Origin of the sequence: Streptococcus oralis (assembly GCF_022749195.1) — a bacterium.
GTDB classification, from domain to species: Bacteria; Bacillota; Bacilli; order Lactobacillales; family Streptococcaceae; genus Streptococcus; species Streptococcus oralis_CI.
In genome coordinates this window covers 1,311,289-1,330,713 of the sequence record NZ_CP094226.1, presented here as the reverse complement: position 1 = coordinate 1,330,713, position 19,425 = coordinate 1,311,289, and the positions used below count along the sequence as shown (strand labels likewise).

Below are 19,425 nucleotides of genomic sequence, written 5' to 3'. Positions count from 1 at the left end.
TATGATCAAAGTAGCAACTCAGACACCGATTATTAGTCTTTTCTTGCTGATTTTATCCTTGGAAACATCTTTCCTTCCTTCGATTGCTCTTAATCTTTCAGTAGTCGCATTTTGCATTCTCTTCATGCTCTACCACCGTCGATTTAAGATGTTGGCTTGGATGCTCGTACTCGCTATCTTACCATCTTTTGCCAACTACTGGGCAGTACAGTTACATGGGGATGCTTCGCAGGCAGTGATACTTGGGACGAGGGCTTTTGTGACGGTTTGTATTGGTCTTGTCTTTGTTTCTAGTATTTCCTTAAAAGAGCTTTTATTGTACTTGGCTCAAAAGGGGTTCTCGCGTTCTTGGGCATATGCCTTAATTGTGGTATTCAATGCCTTTCCCCTCATTCAACAAGAAATCAAGTCCCTCAAGGAAGCTTGCTTATTGCGTGGTCAAAAATTGCATGTTTGGTCGCCCTTGATTTACAGCAAGGTTCTGATGACGGTTTTTAGGTGGCGCCATCTTTACCTGAGAGCTTTGTCTGCACATGGATATGACGAACATGCGCAGTTGGAGAATCGCTATCGGAATTTTTATATTTCTAAAAAAACAAAATTAATCTACCTGCTGTTCTTTTTATTGCTTCAAAGCAGTTTATTTCTATAAAGGAGTTATGATGGAATTTACAGATATTGCGATGGAATTATCCAGGGAAGCTTGGCAGGCTTCCTTTAACCATCCCTTTGTTTTACAGTTACAAGAGGGAAATTTAGAACCTTCTATTTTCCGCTATTACCTGATTCAGGATGCCTACTATCTGAAGTCTTTTTCAGAAGCCTATCACCTCTTGGCTGATAAGACTTCAAACGAGGAGATGAAAAGACTCTTGAAACAAAATGCTCAGAGTCTAGTGGAGGGTGAGTTGTTTATCCGCCAACAATTTTTCAAGGAATTAGGAATCAGCGACCAGGAAATGGAGGAGCAACCAATCGCTCCAACCTGTTATCATTACATTTCTCATATTTATCGGCAATTTTCAGAACCAAACTTGTGCATTGCTTTTGCTAGTTTGCTCCCATGTCCTTGGTTATACCATGATTTGGGCAAGGCGCTTAATCGCAAACCATCACCGAATCCTCTTTATCAACAGTGGATTGAAACCTATACCACCGATGAGTTAGAACAGCAGATTAAAGAGGAAGAAGCGCTGGTCAATCAACTTTATCGAGAAAGCAATGAGACGGACAAGAAAAAAATGTTAGATGCCTTCCACATCAGTGTCCACATGGAAGCCAAGTTTTGGGAGATGGCTTACCAAAACCAAACATGGACGAGTGATTTGCAGTCCTTAGAAAAAGAGAAGAAATAGAAAATGAGAAACCACCAACTTCAAGTTCACAAATTAACCATTTTATCCATGATGATTGCCCTTGACGTAGTTCTTACACCCATTTTTCGAATTGAAGGAATGGCACCAATGTCCAGTGTAGTCAACATTCTTGCAGGAATATTGATGGGGCCTATTTATGCCTTGGTCATGGCTACTGTTACAGCCTTTATCCGTATGTCTACTCAAGGCATTCCGCCCTTGGCCCTCACAGGAGCTACTTTTGGAGCCCTTCTAGCAGGTCTCTTTTATAAGTACGGTCGAAAATTTCACTATTCTGCCCTAGGAGAAATCTTGGGAACGGGCATAATCGGTTCCATTGTTTCCTATCCTGTCATGGTTCTCTTTACAGGATCTGCGGCGAAGCTTAGTTGGTTTATCTATACTCCGAGATTTTTCGGAGCGACCTTGATCGGTACAGCCATAGCTTTTCTTGCCTTTCGATTTTTAATCAAGCAGGAATTCTTTAAAAAAGTGCAGGTATATTTCTTTGGAGAAAGGATAGACTGATGCAGGAATTTACAAATCCCTTTCCTCTAACCTCCAGCTCCTTAATTCACTGCATCACCAATGAGATTTCCTGTGAGATGCTGGCCAATGGCATTTTGGCTCTGGGATCTAAACCTGTCATGGCAGATGATCCCCGTGAGGTTCTTGATTTTACCAAACAAAGCCAAGCTCTCTTTATCAATCTGGGGCATTTGTCAGCTGAGAAGGAAAAAGCAATCCGTATGGCAGCTTCTTATGCAAATCAAGCTTCTCTACCAATGGTAGTAGATGCGGTTGGCCTAGCAGCATCATCCATTCGTAAGAATCTAGTCAGAGAACTTTTAGAATACAAGCCCACAGTCCTTAAAGGAAATATGTCGGAAATACGGAGTCTTGTTGGTTTAAAGCACCACGGAGTTGGGGTCGATGCTAGTGCTAAAGATCAAGAAACTGAGGATTTGCTCCAAGTCTTGAAAGACTGGTGTCAGCTTTATCCTGGTATGTCATTTTTAGTCACTGGACCCAAGGACCTCATTGTTTCGGAGAATCAGGTTGCAATATTGGGAAATGGCTGTGCAGAATTAGACTGGATAACAGGGACAGGAGACTTAGTTGGAGCCTTGACATCCGTTTTTCTCAGCCAAGGAAAGACTGCATTTGAAGCTTCTTGCCTAGCAGTTTCTTATCTCAATATCGCTGCTGAGAGAATACTTGTTCAAGGAATGGGATTGGAAGATTTTCGTTACCAAGTTCTCAACCAACTCTCTCTCCTAAAAAGAGATGAAAATTGGCTAGAAGCCATCAAAGGAGATGTTTATGAATAGAGAAGCACTTAGACTGTATCTAGTAACCAATCGCTACCAAGATTCCTTGGAAAGCTTTCTTGAAAAAGTGGAGACAGCCTGCCGTTCAGGTGTTACCATCATCCAACTACGAGAAAAAAATCTCACAACCAATCAATATTATCAACTGGCAAAACAAGTCAAGGAAATAACAGACGCCTATCAGGTACCCTTGATTATCGATGATCGTTTGGATGTCTGTCTCGCGGTTGATGCTGCAGGTTTGCATATTGGTGACGATGAACTACCAGTTTCGGTAGCCCGCCAAGTATTGGGTCCTGAAAAAATCCTCGGTGTCACTGCTAAAACAGTAAAAAGAGCTCTTGAAGCAGAAACATCGGGTGCAGATTACTTGGGGACAGGAGCTATTTTCCCGACAATTACCAAAGAAAATGCACCTATCACCCTGATTTCAACCTTGAAAACCATTTGCCAAACGGTCGCCATTCCAGTAGTTGCTATCGGAGGATTGACGTCAGAGAATATTGACCAACTTGCTGAAACTGGTATAGCAGGGGTAGCCGTTGTCCGTGATTTGATGCAGGCAGAAGATATAGAAGCAAAAACGCAAGCTTTTTTAACAAAGCTAGATGACATTATTTCCTAATCAAAAACTCTCTAATTCCCTTATAGTGGGAACTAGAGAGTTTTTTCTTAATCTTTAAAGCTTGTATGGTTGACTGGACCAGAACCATGACCGAGTTGAGGGGCGTCTTGGATGGCTTTTGTGATAAAGGCCTTGGCCTTATCAACTGCCTGATAAAGGGTCTTTCCCTTGGCTAGTTCAGCCGTAATCACTGCAGCAAAAGTACATCCAGTACCATGGGTGTGACAGGTTTGAATTCTAGGACTTTCCCAGACAAATTGCTCCTCCTTAGTAAAGAGGAAATCCTTGGCACTGCCTTCGAGATGGCCACCTTTGATTACCACAGACTGAGGACCAAATTCTTTTAAAATCAGGCGACCGGCACGTTGCATGTCTTCTGGATTATGAATTGAGAAACCAACAATTTCTTCTGCCTCAGGAAGATTGGGTGTAATAATAGTCGCAAGGGGAAGCAGGTTTGTTTTTAGGAAGATTCTCGCACTAGTATCTATCAGGGTATCCCCGCTTGTAGCGACCATAACAGGGTCCAGCACATAGGGACAGTCCAGCTTTTTAAGATAGGATTGGATGATCTCCATGATTTCAGTAGTTGCCAACATCCCAGTTTTTACAGCCTGAGGCTTGATATCCGAAAAGACGCTTTCCAATTGAGCTTCCAGCATTTGGTTGGAGACGTGCTCGATTAATTGAACGCCTCTGGTATTTTGAGCGACAAGACTGGTCACAACGGCCATTCCATAGACATCTCTAGCTTGGAATGACTTCAAATCAGCCATAATGCCAGCACCGCCACTAGGGTCAGTCCCTGCAATAGTTAGAGCAACGGGTAAATAAGTCATCTAAAACCTCCCAACCAACTGAAGTTTGCATTCTTAAGAACAAGCTAGTCTGTTTGAGGAAAGCAATAGAAGACAAGTAGTCCTCATTATCATTTCCACTTCCATCAGCTAGCATTACCTAGATTGAGTCAAAGGGATCTAACAGTCGTTAATCTCAGCTTTACGCACCCCTAGTGGTTGTTTTCTTTTTTCTTCAGTATAGCATATTTTTATAGTTTATATAGTAAAATTTGACTGCAAATCTCTCGTTACATGATTAGAATTCTATTTTTCGAAAAAATAATAAAAATTATAGTTGACAAATGTAGATTTTGAGAGTATACTAAGAGTTATAATTGACAAATGTAGATTTAGGAGGTGTGATTATGCAGATTTCAGATGCAGAATGGCAGGTCATGAAGATTATTTGGATGCAAGGAGAGCAGACCAGTACGGATTTGATCAGGGTTCTGGCGGAACGGTTTGACTGGTCCAAGTCGACCATTCAAACTCTTTTGGCTCGTTTGGTTGAGAAAGAGTGTCTGACAAGGAAAAAAGAAGGCAAGTCCTTTGTCTATTCAGCACTTTTAACTCTGGATCAAAGTCGAGACTTGCTTGTCCAAGATATCAAAGACAAGGTTTGTTCTCGTAGGATTAAGAACTTGTTGGCTGAATTGATAGTGGAATGTGATTTTACTCAGGCTGACTTAGAAGACTTAGAAGCTGTGATTTCTAAGAAGAAATCAAGCGCTGTAACAGAAGTAAGATGTAATTGTATGTAAAGGAGACGCTATGTTAAATCTATTTGTATCTATTGTTGTTTTAGGAATGATTGCTTTTATCCTCTTTTGGTTTTTCAAAAAACCGCAAGAAGATGCTAAGAGAGCTCAGCAAAAAAAGGGCTACCAAGAGATTCGAGTGGAAGTCATGGGGGGCTATACTCCTGAGTTGATTATTCTTAAAAAATCAGTGCCAGCACGTATTATCTTTGACCGCAAGGATCCTTCACCTTGCTTGGATCAAATCGTTTTTCCAGACTTTGGAGTGCATGCAGATCTGCCTATGGGAGACCAATATGTGGTTGAAATCACACCTGAAGAAGCAGGTGAGTATGGTTTCTCTTGTGGCATGAATATGATGCACGGTAAGATGATTGTAGAATAGGAGAATATTATGACTGAAATTGTAAAAGCAAGCCTTAAAAATGGTGTTCAAAAAATCCGTATTACGGCAGACAAAGGCTACCATCCAGCCCACATTCAACTGCAAAAAGGGATTCCTGCTGAGATTACCTTTCATCGTGTGACACCATCAAACTGTTATAAAGAAGTTCTCTTCGAAGAAGAAGGGATCCTAGAACCAATCGGCGTAGATGAGGAGAAAGCCATTCGCTTTACTCCTCAAGAATTGGGTGAGCATGAATTTTCATGTGGCATGAAGATGCAAAAGGGGAGTTATACCGTAGTTGAGAAGACTCGAAAATCTCTATCACTTTTACAGCGTTTTTGGATTACTAGTATCTTTACTGTGCCTCTTGTGATTCTCATGATTGGGTTGTCGACAGGAGGAATTAGTCACCAAGTCATGCTTTGGGGAACTTTCTTAGCTACGACCCCCATTATGTTGGTATCTGGAGTTCCTTATATCAGAAGTGCTTGGGCTAGCTTTAAAAAACATAACGCCAACATGGATAGTTTGGTAGCTCTAGGAACCTTGGTAGCTTATGTCTATAGTTTAGTTGCACTCTTCACTGGTTTGCCTGTTTATTTTGAAATTGCAGGATTTCTCCTCTTCTTCATTCTTTTAGGTGCAGTATTTGAAGAACGCATGCGCAAAAACGCTTCGCAAGCAGTCGAAAAATTATTAGACCTACAAGCAAAAACAGCAGAGGTTTTGCGTGATGATGTTTATGTTCAAATACCTCTAGAACAAGTCAAAGTTGGGGATCTCATTCGCGTTCGACCAGGTGAAAAAATTGCCGTTGATGGTATTGTTTTAGAAGGTGAAACTAGTATTGATGAGTCAATGGTGACTGGGGAAAGTATTCCAGTAGATAAGTCTGCCGGTGATACTGTCATTGGTTCAACCATCAATAATAGTGGTACGATCATCTTTAGAGCTGAAAAAGTTGGTTCTGAGACTATGTTGGCTCAGATTGTGGACTTTGTGAAGAAAGCGCAAACGAGTCGTGCTCCTATTCAAGATTTGACCGACAAGATTTCTGGGATTTTTGTACCAGCAGTTGTCATTTTAGGACTTCTTACTTTTTGGGTCTGGTTTGTTTTACTTGGAGATAGCTTTGTGACTTCTCTTCTTTATGGAGTAGCAGTTTTGATAATTGCCTGTCCTTGTGCACTAGGACTCGCGACACCGACAGCACTCATGGTTGGAACAGGACGAAGTGCCAAGATGGGGGTTCTTCTCAAAAATGGTACAGTTCTACAGGAAATCCAAAAAGTCCAAACGGTTGTTTTTGATAAGACAGGAACCTTGACCGAAGGGAAGCCAGTAGTGACAGATGTTGTCGGAGATGAAGGAGAAGTGATCAGCTTGGCTGCTTCACTGGAAGATGTATCTCAACACCCGCTAGCTCAAGCTATTGTTAATCGTGCATCTGAACTAGGAATTAGCCTTTACCCAGTGGAAAACTTCCAAGCCTTGCATGGAAAAGGTGTGACTGGGATTATTAATGGTAAACAAGTCTTGCTGGGGAATGCTAAGCTCTTAGCTGACCTTGCTATTCCACATGATTATCAAGAACGATTTGATTTGCTTGAGAAAGAAGCAAAAACAGTTGTCTTCCTATCCGTGGATGGTCAGTTAAAAGGCTTAATTGCCTTGCAGGATGTCCCTAAGGAAAATGCTCGAGAAGCTATTGCTAAATTGAAAAAACGTGGTCTTAGAACGGTCATGCTTACCGGAGATAATGCTGGAGTAGCGCATGCGATTGCAGAGCAAATTGGAATTGAAGAAGTGATTGCAAATGTCTTGCCAGAGGAAAAGGCACATGAAATTCACAAGCTTCAAAAGAATGGTAAACTTGCCTTTGTTGGAGATGGCATCAATGATGCGCCAGCCCTCAGTGTAGCGGATGTCGGAATTGCCATGGGCTCTGGGACAGATATTGCCATTGAATCCGCAGATCTTGTCCTTACAACCAACAATTTACTAGGATTGGCACGTGCTTTTGATATGAGTAAGAAGACCTTTAATCGTATTCTACTCAATCTTTTCTGGGCTTCTATCTATAACCTCATTGGTATTCCGATTGCAGCAGGAGTCTTTTCAGGAATTGGTCTCGTTCTCAATCCAGAACTGGCTGGTCTAGCCATGGCCTTTAGTTCTGTATCTGTTTTGATTAGTTCACTCATACTCAATGTTACTAAGATAGACTAAAAAGCGGGCTTGCTCGCTTTTTATACTCTTCGAAAATCTATTCAAACCACGTCAACTTTATCTTCAAACTCAAATCTGTGTTTTGAGCAACCTGTGGCTAGCTTCCTAGTTTGCTCTTTGATTTTCATTGAGTATTATTATAAAACAGATATTAAAAACGTTTTCAAACTGTACTGTAATAGAGAATAAAAACTTCTGAGCACATTCTTAGGAGACCCAAAACAAATGTGGTAAAGTAGTAGAGTAAAAATTTGCTGAAACGTTTCCAATTAGTATATGAAAACGGATTTATCAAGTTTTAAAAATATTTGAAGGAGAGTTATCATTATGACTCAAGGGAAAATTACTGCATCTGCAGCAATGCTTAACGTATTGAAAACATGGGGCGTAGACACAATCTACGGTATCCCATCAGGAACACTCAGCTCATTGATGGACGCTTTGGCTGAAGACAAAGATATCCGCTTCTTGCAAGTTCGCCACGAAGAAACAGGTGCTCTTGCAGCGGTTATGCAAGCTAAATTCGGCGGCTCAATCGGGGTTGCAGTTGGTTCAGGTGGTCCAGGTGCGACTCACTTGATTAACGGTGTTTACGATGCAGCTATGGATAACACTCCATTCCTTGCTATCCTTGGATCACGTCCAGTTAACGAACTCAACATGGATGCCTTCCAAGAATTGAACCAAAACCCAATGTACAACGGTATCGCTGTTTACAACAAACGTGTCGCTTACGCTGAGCAATTGCCAAAAGTAATCGACGAAGCTTGCCGTGCTGCAGTTTCTAAAAAAGGTCCAGCTGTTGTTGAAATTCCAGTAAACTTCGGCTTCCAAGAAATCGACGAAAACTCATACTACGGTTCAGGTTCATACGAACGCTCATTCATCGCTCCTGCTTTGAACGAAGTTGAAATCGACAAAGCTGTTGAAATCTTGAACAATGCTGAACGCCCAGTTATCTACGCTGGTTACGGTGGTGTTAAAGCTGGTGAAGTGATTACTGAATTGTCACGTAAAATCAAAGCACCAATCATCACAACTGGTAAAAACTTTGAAGCTTTTGAATGGAACTACGAAGGTTTGACAGGTTCTGCTTACCGTGTTGGTTGGAAACCAGCCAACGAAGTTGTCTTTGAAGCAGACACAGTTCTTTTCCTTGGTTCAAACTTCCCATTTGCTGAAGTTTACGAAGCCTTCAAGAACACTGAAAAATTCATTCAAGTCGATATCGACCCTTACAAACTTGGTAAACGTCATGCCCTTGACGCTTCTATCCTTGGTGATGCAGGTCAAGCAGCGAAAGCAATCCTTGACAAAGTAAACCCAGTAGAATCTACTCCATGGTGGCGTGCAAACGTGAAGAACAACCAAAACTGGCGTGATTACATGAACAAACTCGAAGGTAAAACTGAGGGTGAATTGCAATTGTACCAAGTTTACAATGCAATCAACAAACATGCTGATCAAGACGCTATCTACTCAATCGACGTAGGTGACACTACTCAAACATCTACTCGTCACCTTCACATGACACCTAAGAACATGTGGCGTACATCTCCACTCTTTGCGACAATGGGTATTGCCCTTCCTGGTGGTATCGCTGCTAAGAAAGACAATCCTGATCGCCAAGTATGGAACATCATGGGTGACGGTGCATTTAACATGTGCTACCCAGACGTGATCACAAACGTTCAATACGACCTTCCAGTTATCAACGTTGTCTTCTCAAATGGTAAATATGCCTTCATCAAGGACAAATACGAAGACACAAACAAACACTTGTTTGGTTGTGACTTCCCTAATGCTGACTATGCGAAAATCGCTGAAGCGCAAGGTGCTGTAGGATTTACAGTTGACCGTATCGAAGATATCGATGCAGTTGTTGCAGAAGCTGTTAAATTGAACAAAGAAGGTAAAACTGTTGTGATCGATGCTCGCATCTCTCAACATCGTCCACTTCCAGTAGAAGTACTTGAATTGGATCCAAAACAACACTCAGAAGAAGCAATCAAAGCCTTCAAGGAAAAATACGAAGCAGAAGAACTCGTACCATTCCGCCTCTTCTTGGAAGAAGAAGGATTGCAATCACGCGCAATCAAATAATTCCTCTCGTCGAAAATCAAAAGTAAACTTTGTAGATTTTATTCTTTGATTTTCAAGAGTCGAACTTGAAAAGATCGGAGTAATCCGGTCTTTTTCTGGAGGATAGTAAATGAATTTAAATCAATTAGATATCATCGTTTCAGATGTTCCTCAAGTCTGTGCTGACTTGGAGCGTATTTTTGACAAAAAAGCCGATTATGTTGATGACAGTTTTGCTCAGTTCACGATTGGCAGTCACTGTCTCATGTTGTCACAAAATCATTTGGTTCCTTTGGAAAACTTTCAGTCAGGAATCATTCTTCACATTGAGGTTGAGGATGTAGAGCAGAACTACCAACGGTTAAAAGAGCTTGGTGTCGAGATTTTACAAGGCCCTTGTGAAACCGATTGGGGGACAGAATCCTTGCTTGTAAAAGGCCCTGCTGGTTTAGTGATTGATTTTTATCGTATGAAGTAGGTAATTCTATTATCAAATTTTTTATCTAAAAATTTAAACATTCTTAGAGCGGAACTTAAAAAGATCGGAGCAATCCGGTCTTTTTTTTATCACAAGATTGTGATAGTTTACATCTTCATAACAAAAGCTACAAAGTCTTGATTGTATTGAAAAAAGATTATAAAATATGATTCATAAAAATGAAAGAGGTTTTGAAAATGTCTGAAAAACAAATGAAAATTTTGGGTTGGGTAGCGACCTTCATGTCCGTTATGATGTATGTGTCTTACTTCCCACAAATCATGAACAACCTGGCTGGTCAAAAAGGAAACTTCATCCAACCCTTAGTCGCAGCCATTAACTGTAGTCTATGGGTTTACTACGGTCTTTTCAAGAAAGAAAGAGATATCCCCCTTGCGGCTGCTAATGCGCCAGGTATTGTTTTTGGCCTGATAACGGCTATTACTGCATTGATATAAAAAGAAGACTGGTTTCAGTCTTTTTTTCGTATATATAAAAGTAAGTTTAGTGCTATCATTATCCAGAGAGTTCAAAACTTTTTGCCTCCTTTTTAGTATAATAGAAGTAATAAATCAATCGAGGTAAAGTGATGACAAAAATACTACAATTTCCAGAAGGATTTCTCTGGGGTGGTGCAACGGCGGCTAATCAATGTGAGGGTGCTTATAATCAGGACGGTCGTGGTCTGGCTAATGTGGATGTGGTGCCGATTGGTCCAGACCGTGAGGCCATTATTACAGGTCAGAAAAAGATGTTTTCGTTTGAGGAGGGCTATTTTTACCCAGCAAAGGAAGCCATTGATATGTACCATCATTACAAGGAAGATATCGCTCTTTTTGCAGAAATGGGATTTAAAACCTATCGACTTTCCATTGCTTGGACTAGGATTTTTCCTAAGGGTGACGAGGCAGAGCCAAATGAAGCTGGTCTAGCTTTTTATGAGGATTTATTTAAGGAATGTCACAAGTATGGAATTGAACCACTGGTGACCATCACGCATTTTGATTGCCCCATGCACTTAATTAGGGAGTACGGTGGTTGGCGCAATCGTCGTATGTTGGACTTTTACGCAAATCTCTGTCGTACCCTCTTTACCCGTTATAAGGGCTTGGTCAAGTACTGGCTCACCTTCAACGAAATCAATATGATTCTGCATGCCCCCTTTTTAGGAGCTGGGATCTGTTTTGAAGAGGGGGAAAATCAAGAGCAAGTCAAATACCAAGCAGCTCACCATGAGCTGGTAGCCTCGGCTATGGCGACTAAAATTGCCCACGAAATTGACCCAGAAAACAAGGTGGGATGTATGTTGGCAGCAGGGCAATATTATCCTAACACTGCCCATCCGAGAGACTACTGGGCAGCCATGGAAGAAGACCGTAAGAGTTACTTTTTCATTGATGTTCAAGCGCGTGGGGAATACCCAAACTATGCCAAGAAGCAGTGGGAGCGTGAGGGAATTAAGATTGAAATGTCGACAGAAGATTTGGACTTGTTAAAGAATCACACTGTTGATTTTGTTTCCTTCTCTTATTATGCGAGCCGAGTGGCTTCAGGCGATCCAGAAATGACGGATCTGACAGCTGGAAATGTCTTTGCCTCTATCAAAAATCCTTATCTGAAATCCTCTGAATGGGGTTGGCAGATTGACCCACTGGGGCTTCGTATCACCCTCAATGCCATCTGGGACCGTTATCAAAAACCCATGTTCATCGTAGAAAATGGACTCGGCGCTATGGATACGCCAGATGAAAATGGCTATGTAGCGGATGACTATCGGATTGCTTATCTAGAAGCCCACATCAAGGCTATGCGAGATGCTATTTACCAAGATGGCGTTGAATTGCTTGGTTATACGACTTGGGGTTGTATAGATCTGGTTTCAGCTGGAACAGGCGAAATGAACAAGCGTTATGGTTTTATCTATGTGGATCGTGATAATGCAGGTCAAGGAAGTCTCAAACGGAGCAAGAAGAAATCCTTCTACTGGTACAAGGATGTCATTGTCAGCAATGGTGCAAGTATTAAGTAGAGCGCATTTGTTCACTATTTTTATAAAATCTTCTCCCTACTTTATAAGATGTGAAAAATAGTTCAATTAGATCTAGCTTTTTGCTATAATGAAGTGAGAAAAACAAACAGGAGAATAAGATGTCAGAACCATTATTTTTACAATCAGTTATGCAAGAAAAAATCTGGGGTGGAACCAAGCTACGTGATGAGTTTGGCTACGATATCCCAAGTGAAAAAATCGGAGAATACTGGGCTATCTCAGCCCACCCAAATGGGGTATCTAAGGTAGCCAATGGTCGCTACGAGGGAACAGACCTAGCTACATTGTATGCAGAACACCGTGAATTGTTTGGTAACCGTCCAGAACCTGTGTTTCCACTCTTGACCAAGATTCTCGATGCCAATGACTGGCTCAGCGTCCAAGTTCACCCAGACGATGCCTATGGATTAGAACATGAAGGCGAGCTCGGAAAAACAGAGTGCTGGTACATCATCGCAGCAGACGAAGGTTCAGAGATTATCTATGGCCATAATGCCAAATCAAAAGAAGAACTCCGCCAGCAAATCGAGGACAAAAACTGGGATGCGCTGTTGACAAAAGTGCCAGTTAAAGCAGGAGATTTCTTCTATGTACCAAGTGGAACTATGCACGCTATTGGGGCGGGTATCTTGATTCTTGAAACCCAGCAGTCTAGCAATACCACCTACCGTGTTTATGACTTTGACCGTAAGGATGACAAGGGCAACTTGCGTGAACTTCACCTTGAAAAATCCATCGATGTCTTGAACATTGGTGAACCTGCTAATAGCCGTCCCGTAACTATCAAAGCAGATGATTTACGTTCCACTCTCCTTGTGTCTAATGACTTCTTCGCAGTTTACAAGTGGGAAATCACTGGAAAAGTTGACTTTAAAAAGACAGCAGACTACAGTTTGTTTAGTGTCTTAGCTGGTCAAGGTCAGCTTACTGTTGAAGGGAAAAACTACCCAATCCAAAAAGGTAGCCACTTTATCCTACCAAGTGATGTTGAAGCTTGGACCTTGGAAGGGCAAGGTTTGGAATTGATTGTTAGCCATCCATAAAAAAGAAAGGGCCTGAGTTTACTACTCAAGTCCTTTTTGATTACATAAATTGGGCGATAAAAACCACAATGATGATAATAGGAATGATGAAACGAAGAAGGAAGAGCCAGACTTGGAAAAGTCCCTGTTTCCATGCTCTTTCATCAAGATGGAGTTCCTCCTTAGCATGAGCCTTCTTAAAGATGTAGCCTGTAAAAAGTGACAGGCAGAGGGCTCCAAATGGCATGAGGAGATTGGAAACCAAGAAGTCCATAGCGTCAAAGAAGGTCTTCCCAAAGATGTGGACATCCGCCATAACACCGTAAGAAAGGGCTGAAGGAATACCAAAGATAAAGGTCAAGATCCCTAAAATAGCACTCCATTTAGCACGCTTGCGATTGTCCTGGTTGGTGATATTGCCCACATTGATTTCCAGCATAACGACAGAAGAAGTAACCGTCGCAAAGAGGAAGAGCAAGAGGAAAAGAATGTAGAAAATAGTTCCAAAAGGCATCTTGTCAAAGAGTTGAGGCAAGACGATAAAGAGCAGGCTTGGTCCCCCTTCAGACTGGATATTGAAGGCTGACATGGCTGGGAAAATGGCTAGACCTGCCATGATGGATACCGAGATATTCATGGATACGATGGAAATACCTGACTGGACCAGATTGGTTTTCTTGTCCAAGTAGGATGCATAGGTCAGCATAGCTGTCACCCCTAGTGAGAGGGCAAAGAAAGATTGACCCAGAGCATAGAGGAGACCAGCGCTAGTTAGTTTTGAAAAGTCTGGTTTGAGAAAGTAGAGAACCCCTTCCATGGCATTTGGCAAGCTGAGAGAACGCCCGATGATGACGACAAAGATGATAAAGAGTAGCGGCATCATGACTTTCGAGGCTCTTTCAATCCCTTTTTGAACCCCACGTGATACAATAAAGATATTCAACAAGATAAAGGCAGCTTGTGCGCCAAGGGCAATGGCTGGATTTGAAATGATTGAAGTAAATAACTGAGCATAATCACCCGTTCCACCAAGTTGGAACAATTTTCCAAACTCAATACCTAGATAGACTAAAATCCATCCTCCGATAACACTGTAAAAGGAGAGGAGGATAAAGAGGGCAAAGGCACCAATCCAACCGATAAAGTTGTACTTGCTATTGTTACCAAGTTTTCCAAAGGTTTTGATAGCGGAAACACCAGCACTACGGCCAAGGGCAAACTCAGCCAGCAGGAGCGGGAAACCGATTAAAATAGTGGAAATGAGAAAGACTAGCAAAAAGCCTCCACCTCCATTAGCAGCAGTCATGTAGGGAAACTTCCAAACGGCACCAAGCCCGATGGCTGAGCCAGCAGATGCTAGGATAAAGCCTAGTTTCGAGCCCCATTGCGATTTTTCTGACATAGTTGAAACTCCAATCTCGTTTTTTAAAATAAGAAAAGGCTACTTGAGTGGTCAAATAGCCTTCTCTCAATGGCTCTCTATGAGCCTTCTGTTTGATTGATAGACTTGACTATCCTATCATGTTTTCAAAGGTCTGTCAAGAAAACCATTTTCAAGTTTTCACACCTTTCTCAAAAAGTTAAAAATTTTTCTCAAAAACGCTTGACTCTGACCTAAGGGGAGGGGTTATACTATTTCTTGTAAGGAGGAAATCATGTACCATATCAAAGAAGCTGCGCAGCTTTCAGGTGTCTCTGTCAAGACCCTGCACCACTACGATAAGATAGGACTCTTGGTTCCCTTAAAGTCGGAAAACGGCTATCGAACCTATAGTCAAGAGGATTTGGAACGCCTTCAGGTTATTCTGTATTATAAATATCTAGGTTTTTCTTTAGAAAAAATAGCAGAGCTGTTAAAGGAAGAAAGGACAGATTTATTGCCCCATTTGACTAGGCAGTTGGATTATCTAACTCGAGAAAGGCAACATCTGGATACCTTGATTTCCACCTTGCAAAAAACCATTCAAGAACAAAAAGGAGAAAGAAAAATGACCATTGAGGAAAAATTCACTGGATTTAGCTATCAAGACAATCAAAAATACCACCAAGAAGCGGTAGAGAAGTATGGTCAAGAAGTCATGGGCCAGGCTCTCGAGCGCCAAAGTGGTAGAGAAGATGAGGCTACAGCCGCCTTCAACCAAGTTTTTCAAGCCTTGGCACAAAACCTTCAAGCTGGTCTGCCTGCAACAGCGGCCGAAAACCAAGAGCAAGCAGCCAAACTATTGCAAGCTATTCGTACTTATGGATTTGACTGCTCTATTGAGGTATTCGGTCATATCGGCAAAGGCTACGTCTACAACCCAGAGTTTAAGGAAAACATTGACAAGTTTGGACCTGGTACAGCTCAATACACATCAGATGTCATTGCAACTTACGTTCGGACACAGATAAAATAAAAATCAGCGGAGTTACCTCTGCTGATTTTTTCTGGTTTCAAGTACTATTTGGTTAATAGTTTTTCAACTACGTTTAACTTTCGCATGGTCAGAACCACGCCAAACAATTTTTCAAGATAGTTGGTATTGAGCTTTTTTTGTTTTGCAGTTCTAGGGAGATAGAGGTAGAGACAGTGATTACCGACACAAATTTCTTCTTCGCCGTAATCCATTTTTATTTTTTCTAAAGGGAGACTTTGAATAGGTTCTTGATAAAAAATCACGTGTACACGGTCATAAAGATAGTGTTCTCCAAACGGATTTTCTTGGACAATGTTTTTAAAAATATCCTTATTCTTAATGATTATTTTGAGATCGGCTCCAATCTTCTCCTTTATTAGAGTATGAACCTGTTCTCGTATTTCTTCGAGAGCTAAGTTACTTTCAAGAATAATATTTCCACTTTGAATATAAGTTCGAACTTGTTGAAAACCAGCTTCTGTCAAGATATCTACTAGATAAGACATTTTAGGGATAGCATTTTTTCCATTAGGAGTCACTCCCCTTAGCAAGATAATATGTTCCAAAGTAGTTCCTTTCTTTTGGGGCGGATTGTTCCGTTTAGTAATGTATATTTAGATTGGGTTTGATCCTGCAACCCAGCCGGTGCAGAGGGCAGAAGTAATGTTAAAGCCCCCCGTATGGGCATTGATATCTAGTACCTCGCCAGCAAAGTGGAGTCCACGGACTAGCTTACTTTCCAGAGTTTTGGGATTGATTTCCTTGAGACTGACACCGCCTTTGGTAACAAAGGACTTGGCAAGAGACATTTTGCCAGTCACAGGGATTTTGAGAGCCTTGATGGACTGGAGAAGTTGTTCGCGTTCCTTTTCAGTCAGTTGTTTGACTTTTTCAGGATAGCCTTGCACCAAAAATTCTGCCAAGCGTTCTGGAAGCAAAGTTTTTAAAGCATTTTTCAAGGATTTTTCCCGATTTTCTTCTAGAAATGCAGCCAAGTCCTTCTCAGAAAGTTGAGGCAAAACATCTAGCGAGAGAACCTCCCCACCCTTGACAAAGCTGGACATACGCAGAGCAGCAGGACCGGATAGACCAAAGTGGGTAAAGAGCAAATCGTGGGTGATGACATGCTTGCCGTAGCTTAAGGTCACATCGTCTAGTGAAATACCCTGAAGTGCTTTGTGTGGAAAATCAGTCAACAAAGGACTTTCAGCGGCCTCAAGCTCAGTAATGGTATGTTTAAAATGACGGGCAATCTCATGCCCAAAACCAGTAGAACCAGTCGAAGGATAAGACTTACCACCTGTTGTGACAATGAGTTTATCACAAGTGAAGCTTTGGTCTGCGGACTTGAGGACGAACTGGTCGTCTATCTTTTTAACCGAAACAATTTCTGTTTGAGTAGCAAGTTGACCACCGAGTTCAGTGATTTTCTTTTCTAACGCCTCGATAATGGTCCGAGACTTGTCACTAGCAGGAAAGACGCGACCGTGGTCCTCGACCTTAAGTTTAACACCATTCTCCGTAAAAAAATTGATGATATCGTGGTTATCAAACTGAGAGAAGACACTGTACAGAAAGCGTCCATTTCCAGGAATTCCAGCTAGAAGGTCATCTAAGCTTCCGTTGTTAGTTACATTGCAACGACCACCACCGGTACCAGCTAATTTTTTTCCGAGTTTGCGATTTTTTTCGATGAGAAGGGTTTTCTGACCATAAAAGCTACTAGAAATCGTAGCCATCATACCTGCAGGTCCTCCACCAATGACAATAGTATCAAAATGTTTCATAGCTCTATTGTACCACAAAAAACAAGAGATGCTTTGCATCTCTTGTTGCTCATAATCTTAGTTAATTTCATATCCCATCAACAAACCGCCATCTTCTGCATAGAAACTGCAGAGACCAGACGTCGGGATGATTTTGATATTGGCTTGTGGGAAGGTTTCCAGCAAGCGTTCTGACAATTGCTGACAGAATTTTTCATTGCTGCGATGAGCCATGACGATACGGCCACCAGCATAGCCAGCCTTGATGAGTTCTTCATAGGCTGCTTGAAGGGATTTTTTTGGTCCACGCGCTTTTTGGAGCAGTTCTAAGGTTCCAGTTTCACTTGCTTCCCCAACCATACGGATGTTGAGGAGGCCAACGACTGTACCGATAAGCTTACTCAAACGGCCATTTTTTACCAAGTTATCAACCTTAGCAAGAACAAAGAGCAACTTCGTTTTTTCTTGGTAGGCTGTAATAGCTTCAACAATTTCCTCATAAGAAAGTCCTTGATCAATCAAACTATTGATTTTCTCGACAATCAAGTCAACCTCACCACCTGCAGACAATGTATCAATCACATGAATCTGAGCGTCAGGATGTTCTTCCAGATAGATATTCTTAGCGAGCTGTGCACTATTATGGCTACCTGAAAGAGTACCAGTGATAGTAACGACAAAGATATGCTTAGCACCTTCAAATGCACGCAAGTAATCATCAGGGCTAGGACAAGCTGATTTTGAAGCCTCAGAAGTCGCATACATGGTTTCCATCATGTGGTTAATGTCGAGATTGGCATCATCGATAAAGACCTGATCAGCTACTTGAATGGTTAAAGGAACACTAACAAATTCCGTATCAATAGCAGGAGTTGCCAGTTGACGATAATCACAACCAGAGTCAGCTACAATCTTCCAAGTCATAGAAATTCTCCATCTTTGTCACTTATACATTGACAAAGGTTCTGTCTTTTTTTACAATTATATCATGAAAGCCCTTGAAACAAAAGTACCACCTCTCTGTTGTCACAAGTAGAAAGAAATTGTTATGTCTGAACGTAAAATATCTGAAAAATCTCTTGAAAATCTCAGAAAATCAAATCAAGAATCCAATTTTTTAACCAGAGAAGCAATCGAGACGGCTCTTTTGCAACTTCTAGAGAAAAAAGATTTGGCCAAGATCAGCATTTCGGAGCTGGTCAAACGGGCTGGCGTCTCTCGTGCCGCCTTCTATCGTAACTATGACTCCAAAGAAGAGATTTTGGAAAGCGTCTTTAAACGCAGTGTCCATAACATTATGGAACAGTTGAGCCATTACGATGTCAAAACCGATCTTTATCTAGTCTGGGTACACCTTTTCCGCGCAGCCAAGAAAGAAGCCAAGGTTATTCAACTTGCTCTGGACTACCATTTGGAAAAGATTTTTGTCCAAGCCATGCAGGAATTTCTAGAAAAATATCACGGAAAATCAAAAGGTGTCAGCAGCTACCTTCATTCCTTTTGGAGTTCTGCCATCGTATCGGTTCTGCTCAAATGGATCAAGGATGGCATGAAGGTTCCAGCTGAAAAGATTGCAGATTTACGCTTGCCATTTTTCAAAAAATAGGGGATAAGGAGAAGAATTATGACAGAAAAAAGACTGGCTTGGGATGAGTACTTTGCAGCCCAGGCTTTACTGATTGCCAATCGTTCGACCTGCAAACGTGCCAAAGTGGGAGCTGTCCTCGTTAAGGACAATAAAGTCATTTCAACTGGCTATAATGGTTCCGTATCAGGAACGGAGCACTGTATTGACCACGAATGTCTGGTCATTGAAGGTCACTGTGTTCGAACCCTTCACGCCGAGGTTAATGCTATTCTCCAAGGGGCTGAGCGAGGGGTTCCCAGAGGATTTACAGCCTATGTGACCCATTTCCCTTGTCTGAACTGCACCAAACAACTGCTACAAGTTGGTTGTAAGCGCGTGGTTTATATCAACCAGTACCGAATGGATGACTATGCCCAGTACCTTTATCAAGAAAAAGGCACCGAGTTAACCCATTTACCATTAGAGACTGTTCAGACAGCTCTTCAAGAGGCAGATTTGATTTAAAAATTAATAAAAAT

21 protein-coding genes and 1 riboswitch are annotated in these 19,425 nt (G+C 41.6%); of the genes, 16 read left to right on the top strand and 5 right to left on the bottom strand.

What is annotated here, in order from left to right; all coding sequences use genetic code 11:
* Position 1: 1 nt before the first annotated feature.
* The 5 genes from MP387_RS06505 to thiE are packed head-to-tail and all read left to right on the top strand — an operon-like array spanning position 2 to position 3,311.
* Complete coding sequence (locus MP387_RS06505) at positions 2-652, top strand: energy-coupling factor transporter transmembrane component T (RefSeq protein WP_242745831.1); 651 nt, start codon at positions 2-4, stop codon at positions 650-652.
* 10 nt (positions 653-662) lie between these two features.
* Positions 663-1,355, top strand: coding sequence for a thiaminase II (gene tenA / locus MP387_RS06500; RefSeq protein ID WP_242745830.1), 693 nt, complete (start codon positions 663-665; stop codon positions 1,353-1,355).
* Positions 1,356-1,358: 3 nt separating this feature from the next.
* Positions 1,359-1,883, top strand: a complete 525-nt coding sequence (gene thiW / locus MP387_RS06495) for an energy coupling factor transporter S component ThiW (RefSeq protein WP_242745829.1) — start codon at positions 1,359-1,361, stop codon at positions 1,881-1,883.
* Positions 1,883-2,686 (top strand): hydroxyethylthiazole kinase, encoded by an 804-nt coding sequence (gene thiM, locus MP387_RS06490; RefSeq protein ID WP_242745828.1) that lies wholly within the window; start codon positions 1,883-1,885, stop codon positions 2,684-2,686. Before thiW ends, thiM begins: the two co-directional genes overlap by 1 nt.
* Positions 2,679-3,311, top strand: a complete 633-nt coding sequence (thiE, locus tag MP387_RS06485; protein WP_242745827.1) for a thiamine phosphate synthase — start codon at positions 2,679-2,681, stop codon at positions 3,309-3,311. The genes thiM and thiE overlap by 8 nt, the downstream gene beginning before the upstream one ends.
* Before the next feature lie 47 nt (positions 3,312-3,358).
* Here thiE and thiD read toward each other — a convergent pair whose 3' ends face one another.
* A complete protein-coding gene (gene thiD / locus MP387_RS06480) occupies positions 3,359-4,150 on the bottom strand; it encodes a bifunctional hydroxymethylpyrimidine kinase/phosphomethylpyrimidine kinase (RefSeq protein WP_242745826.1) in 792 nt (263 codons plus the stop codon).
* An 83-nt stretch (positions 4,151-4,233) separates the two neighbouring features.
* Positions 4,234-4,332: riboswitch (TPP riboswitch) on the bottom strand.
* Between the two features lie 183 nt (positions 4,333-4,515).
* On the opposite strand from thiD, the gene MP387_RS06475 reads away from it, so the two are divergent.
* From MP387_RS06475 to manA, 8 genes are all read left to right on the top strand, one after another.
* A complete protein-coding gene (locus tag MP387_RS06475) occupies positions 4,516-4,911 on the top strand; it encodes a CopY/TcrY family copper transport repressor (RefSeq protein WP_242745825.1) in 396 nt (131 codons plus the stop codon).
* Between the two features lie 10 nt (positions 4,912-4,921).
* Positions 4,922-5,293 (top strand): cupredoxin domain-containing protein, encoded by a 372-nt coding sequence (locus MP387_RS06470; RefSeq protein WP_242745824.1) that lies wholly within the window; start codon positions 4,922-4,924, stop codon positions 5,291-5,293.
* Between the two features lie 9 nt (positions 5,294-5,302).
* Positions 5,303-7,525: a heavy metal translocating P-type ATPase gene (locus tag MP387_RS06465; RefSeq protein ID WP_242745823.1), complete on the top strand. Its 2,223-nt coding sequence runs from the start codon at positions 5,303-5,305 to the stop codon at positions 7,523-7,525.
* 327 nt (positions 7,526-7,852) lie between these two features.
* Entirely contained in the window at positions 7,853-9,628 is a 1,776-nt protein-coding gene (gene spxB / locus MP387_RS06460; RefSeq protein ID WP_007520383.1) for a pyruvate oxidase, read from the top strand.
* A gap of 109 nt (positions 9,629-9,737) precedes the next feature.
* Positions 9,738-10,085: a VOC family protein gene (locus MP387_RS06455; protein WP_242745822.1), complete on the top strand. Its 348-nt coding sequence runs from the start codon at positions 9,738-9,740 to the stop codon at positions 10,083-10,085.
* A 197-nt stretch (positions 10,086-10,282) separates the two neighbouring features.
* Entirely contained in the window at positions 10,283-10,543 is a 261-nt protein-coding gene (locus MP387_RS06450; protein ID WP_045772775.1) for a SemiSWEET family transporter, read from the top strand.
* Between the two features lie 131 nt (positions 10,544-10,674).
* On the top strand, positions 10,675-12,114 hold the full coding sequence (locus MP387_RS06445) for a 6-phospho-beta-glucosidase (RefSeq protein ID WP_242745821.1): 1,440 nt from the start codon (positions 10,675-10,677) through the stop codon (positions 12,112-12,114).
* 119 nt (positions 12,115-12,233) lie between these two features.
* On the top strand, positions 12,234-13,178 hold the full coding sequence (gene manA, locus MP387_RS06440) for a mannose-6-phosphate isomerase, class I (protein ID WP_242745820.1): 945 nt from the start codon (positions 12,234-12,236) through the stop codon (positions 13,176-13,178).
* A 40-nt stretch (positions 13,179-13,218) separates the two neighbouring features.
* On the opposite strand, the gene MP387_RS06435 is transcribed toward manA, so the two are convergent.
* Positions 13,219-14,559 carry a sodium-dependent transporter gene (locus MP387_RS06435; RefSeq protein WP_242745819.1) on the bottom strand — a complete coding sequence of 447 codons (1,341 nt, stop codon included), beginning with the start codon at positions 14,557-14,559 and terminating at the stop codon, positions 13,219-13,221.
* 253 nt (positions 14,560-14,812) lie between these two features.
* On the opposite strand from MP387_RS06435, the gene MP387_RS06430 reads away from it, so the two are divergent.
* Positions 14,813-15,553, top strand: coding sequence for a MerR family transcriptional regulator (locus tag MP387_RS06430; protein ID WP_242745818.1), 741 nt, complete (start codon positions 14,813-14,815; stop codon positions 15,551-15,553).
* Positions 15,554-15,597: 44 nt separating this feature from the next.
* Here MP387_RS06430 and MP387_RS06425 read toward each other — a convergent pair whose 3' ends face one another.
* The 3 genes from MP387_RS06425 to MP387_RS06415 are packed head-to-tail and all read right to left on the bottom strand — an operon-like array spanning position 15,598 to position 18,243.
* Positions 15,598-16,119: a DUF1697 domain-containing protein gene (locus MP387_RS06425; RefSeq protein WP_242745817.1), complete on the bottom strand. Its 522-nt coding sequence runs from the start codon at positions 16,117-16,119 to the stop codon at positions 15,598-15,600.
* Positions 16,120-16,167: 48 nt separating this feature from the next.
* Entirely contained in the window at positions 16,168-17,340 is a 1,173-nt protein-coding gene (gene aao, locus MP387_RS06420) for an aminoacetone oxidase (protein WP_242745816.1), read from the bottom strand.
* 57 nt (positions 17,341-17,397) lie between these two features.
* Positions 17,398-18,243 (bottom strand): DegV family protein, encoded by an 846-nt coding sequence (locus MP387_RS06415; RefSeq protein ID WP_242745815.1) that lies wholly within the window; start codon positions 18,241-18,243, stop codon positions 17,398-17,400.
* A 124-nt stretch (positions 18,244-18,367) separates the two neighbouring features.
* On the opposite strand from MP387_RS06415, the gene MP387_RS06410 reads away from it, so the two are divergent.
* Together MP387_RS06410 and MP387_RS06405 are read left to right on the top strand one after the other, a co-directional pair.
* Positions 18,368-18,925, top strand: coding sequence for a TetR/AcrR family transcriptional regulator (locus MP387_RS06410; protein WP_000003897.1), 558 nt, complete (start codon positions 18,368-18,370; stop codon positions 18,923-18,925).
* An 18-nt stretch (positions 18,926-18,943) separates the two neighbouring features.
* A complete protein-coding gene (locus tag MP387_RS06405) occupies positions 18,944-19,411 on the top strand; it encodes a deoxycytidylate deaminase (protein ID WP_000136994.1) in 468 nt (155 codons plus the stop codon).
* The last annotated feature ends 14 nt before the right edge of the window (positions 19,412-19,425 follow it).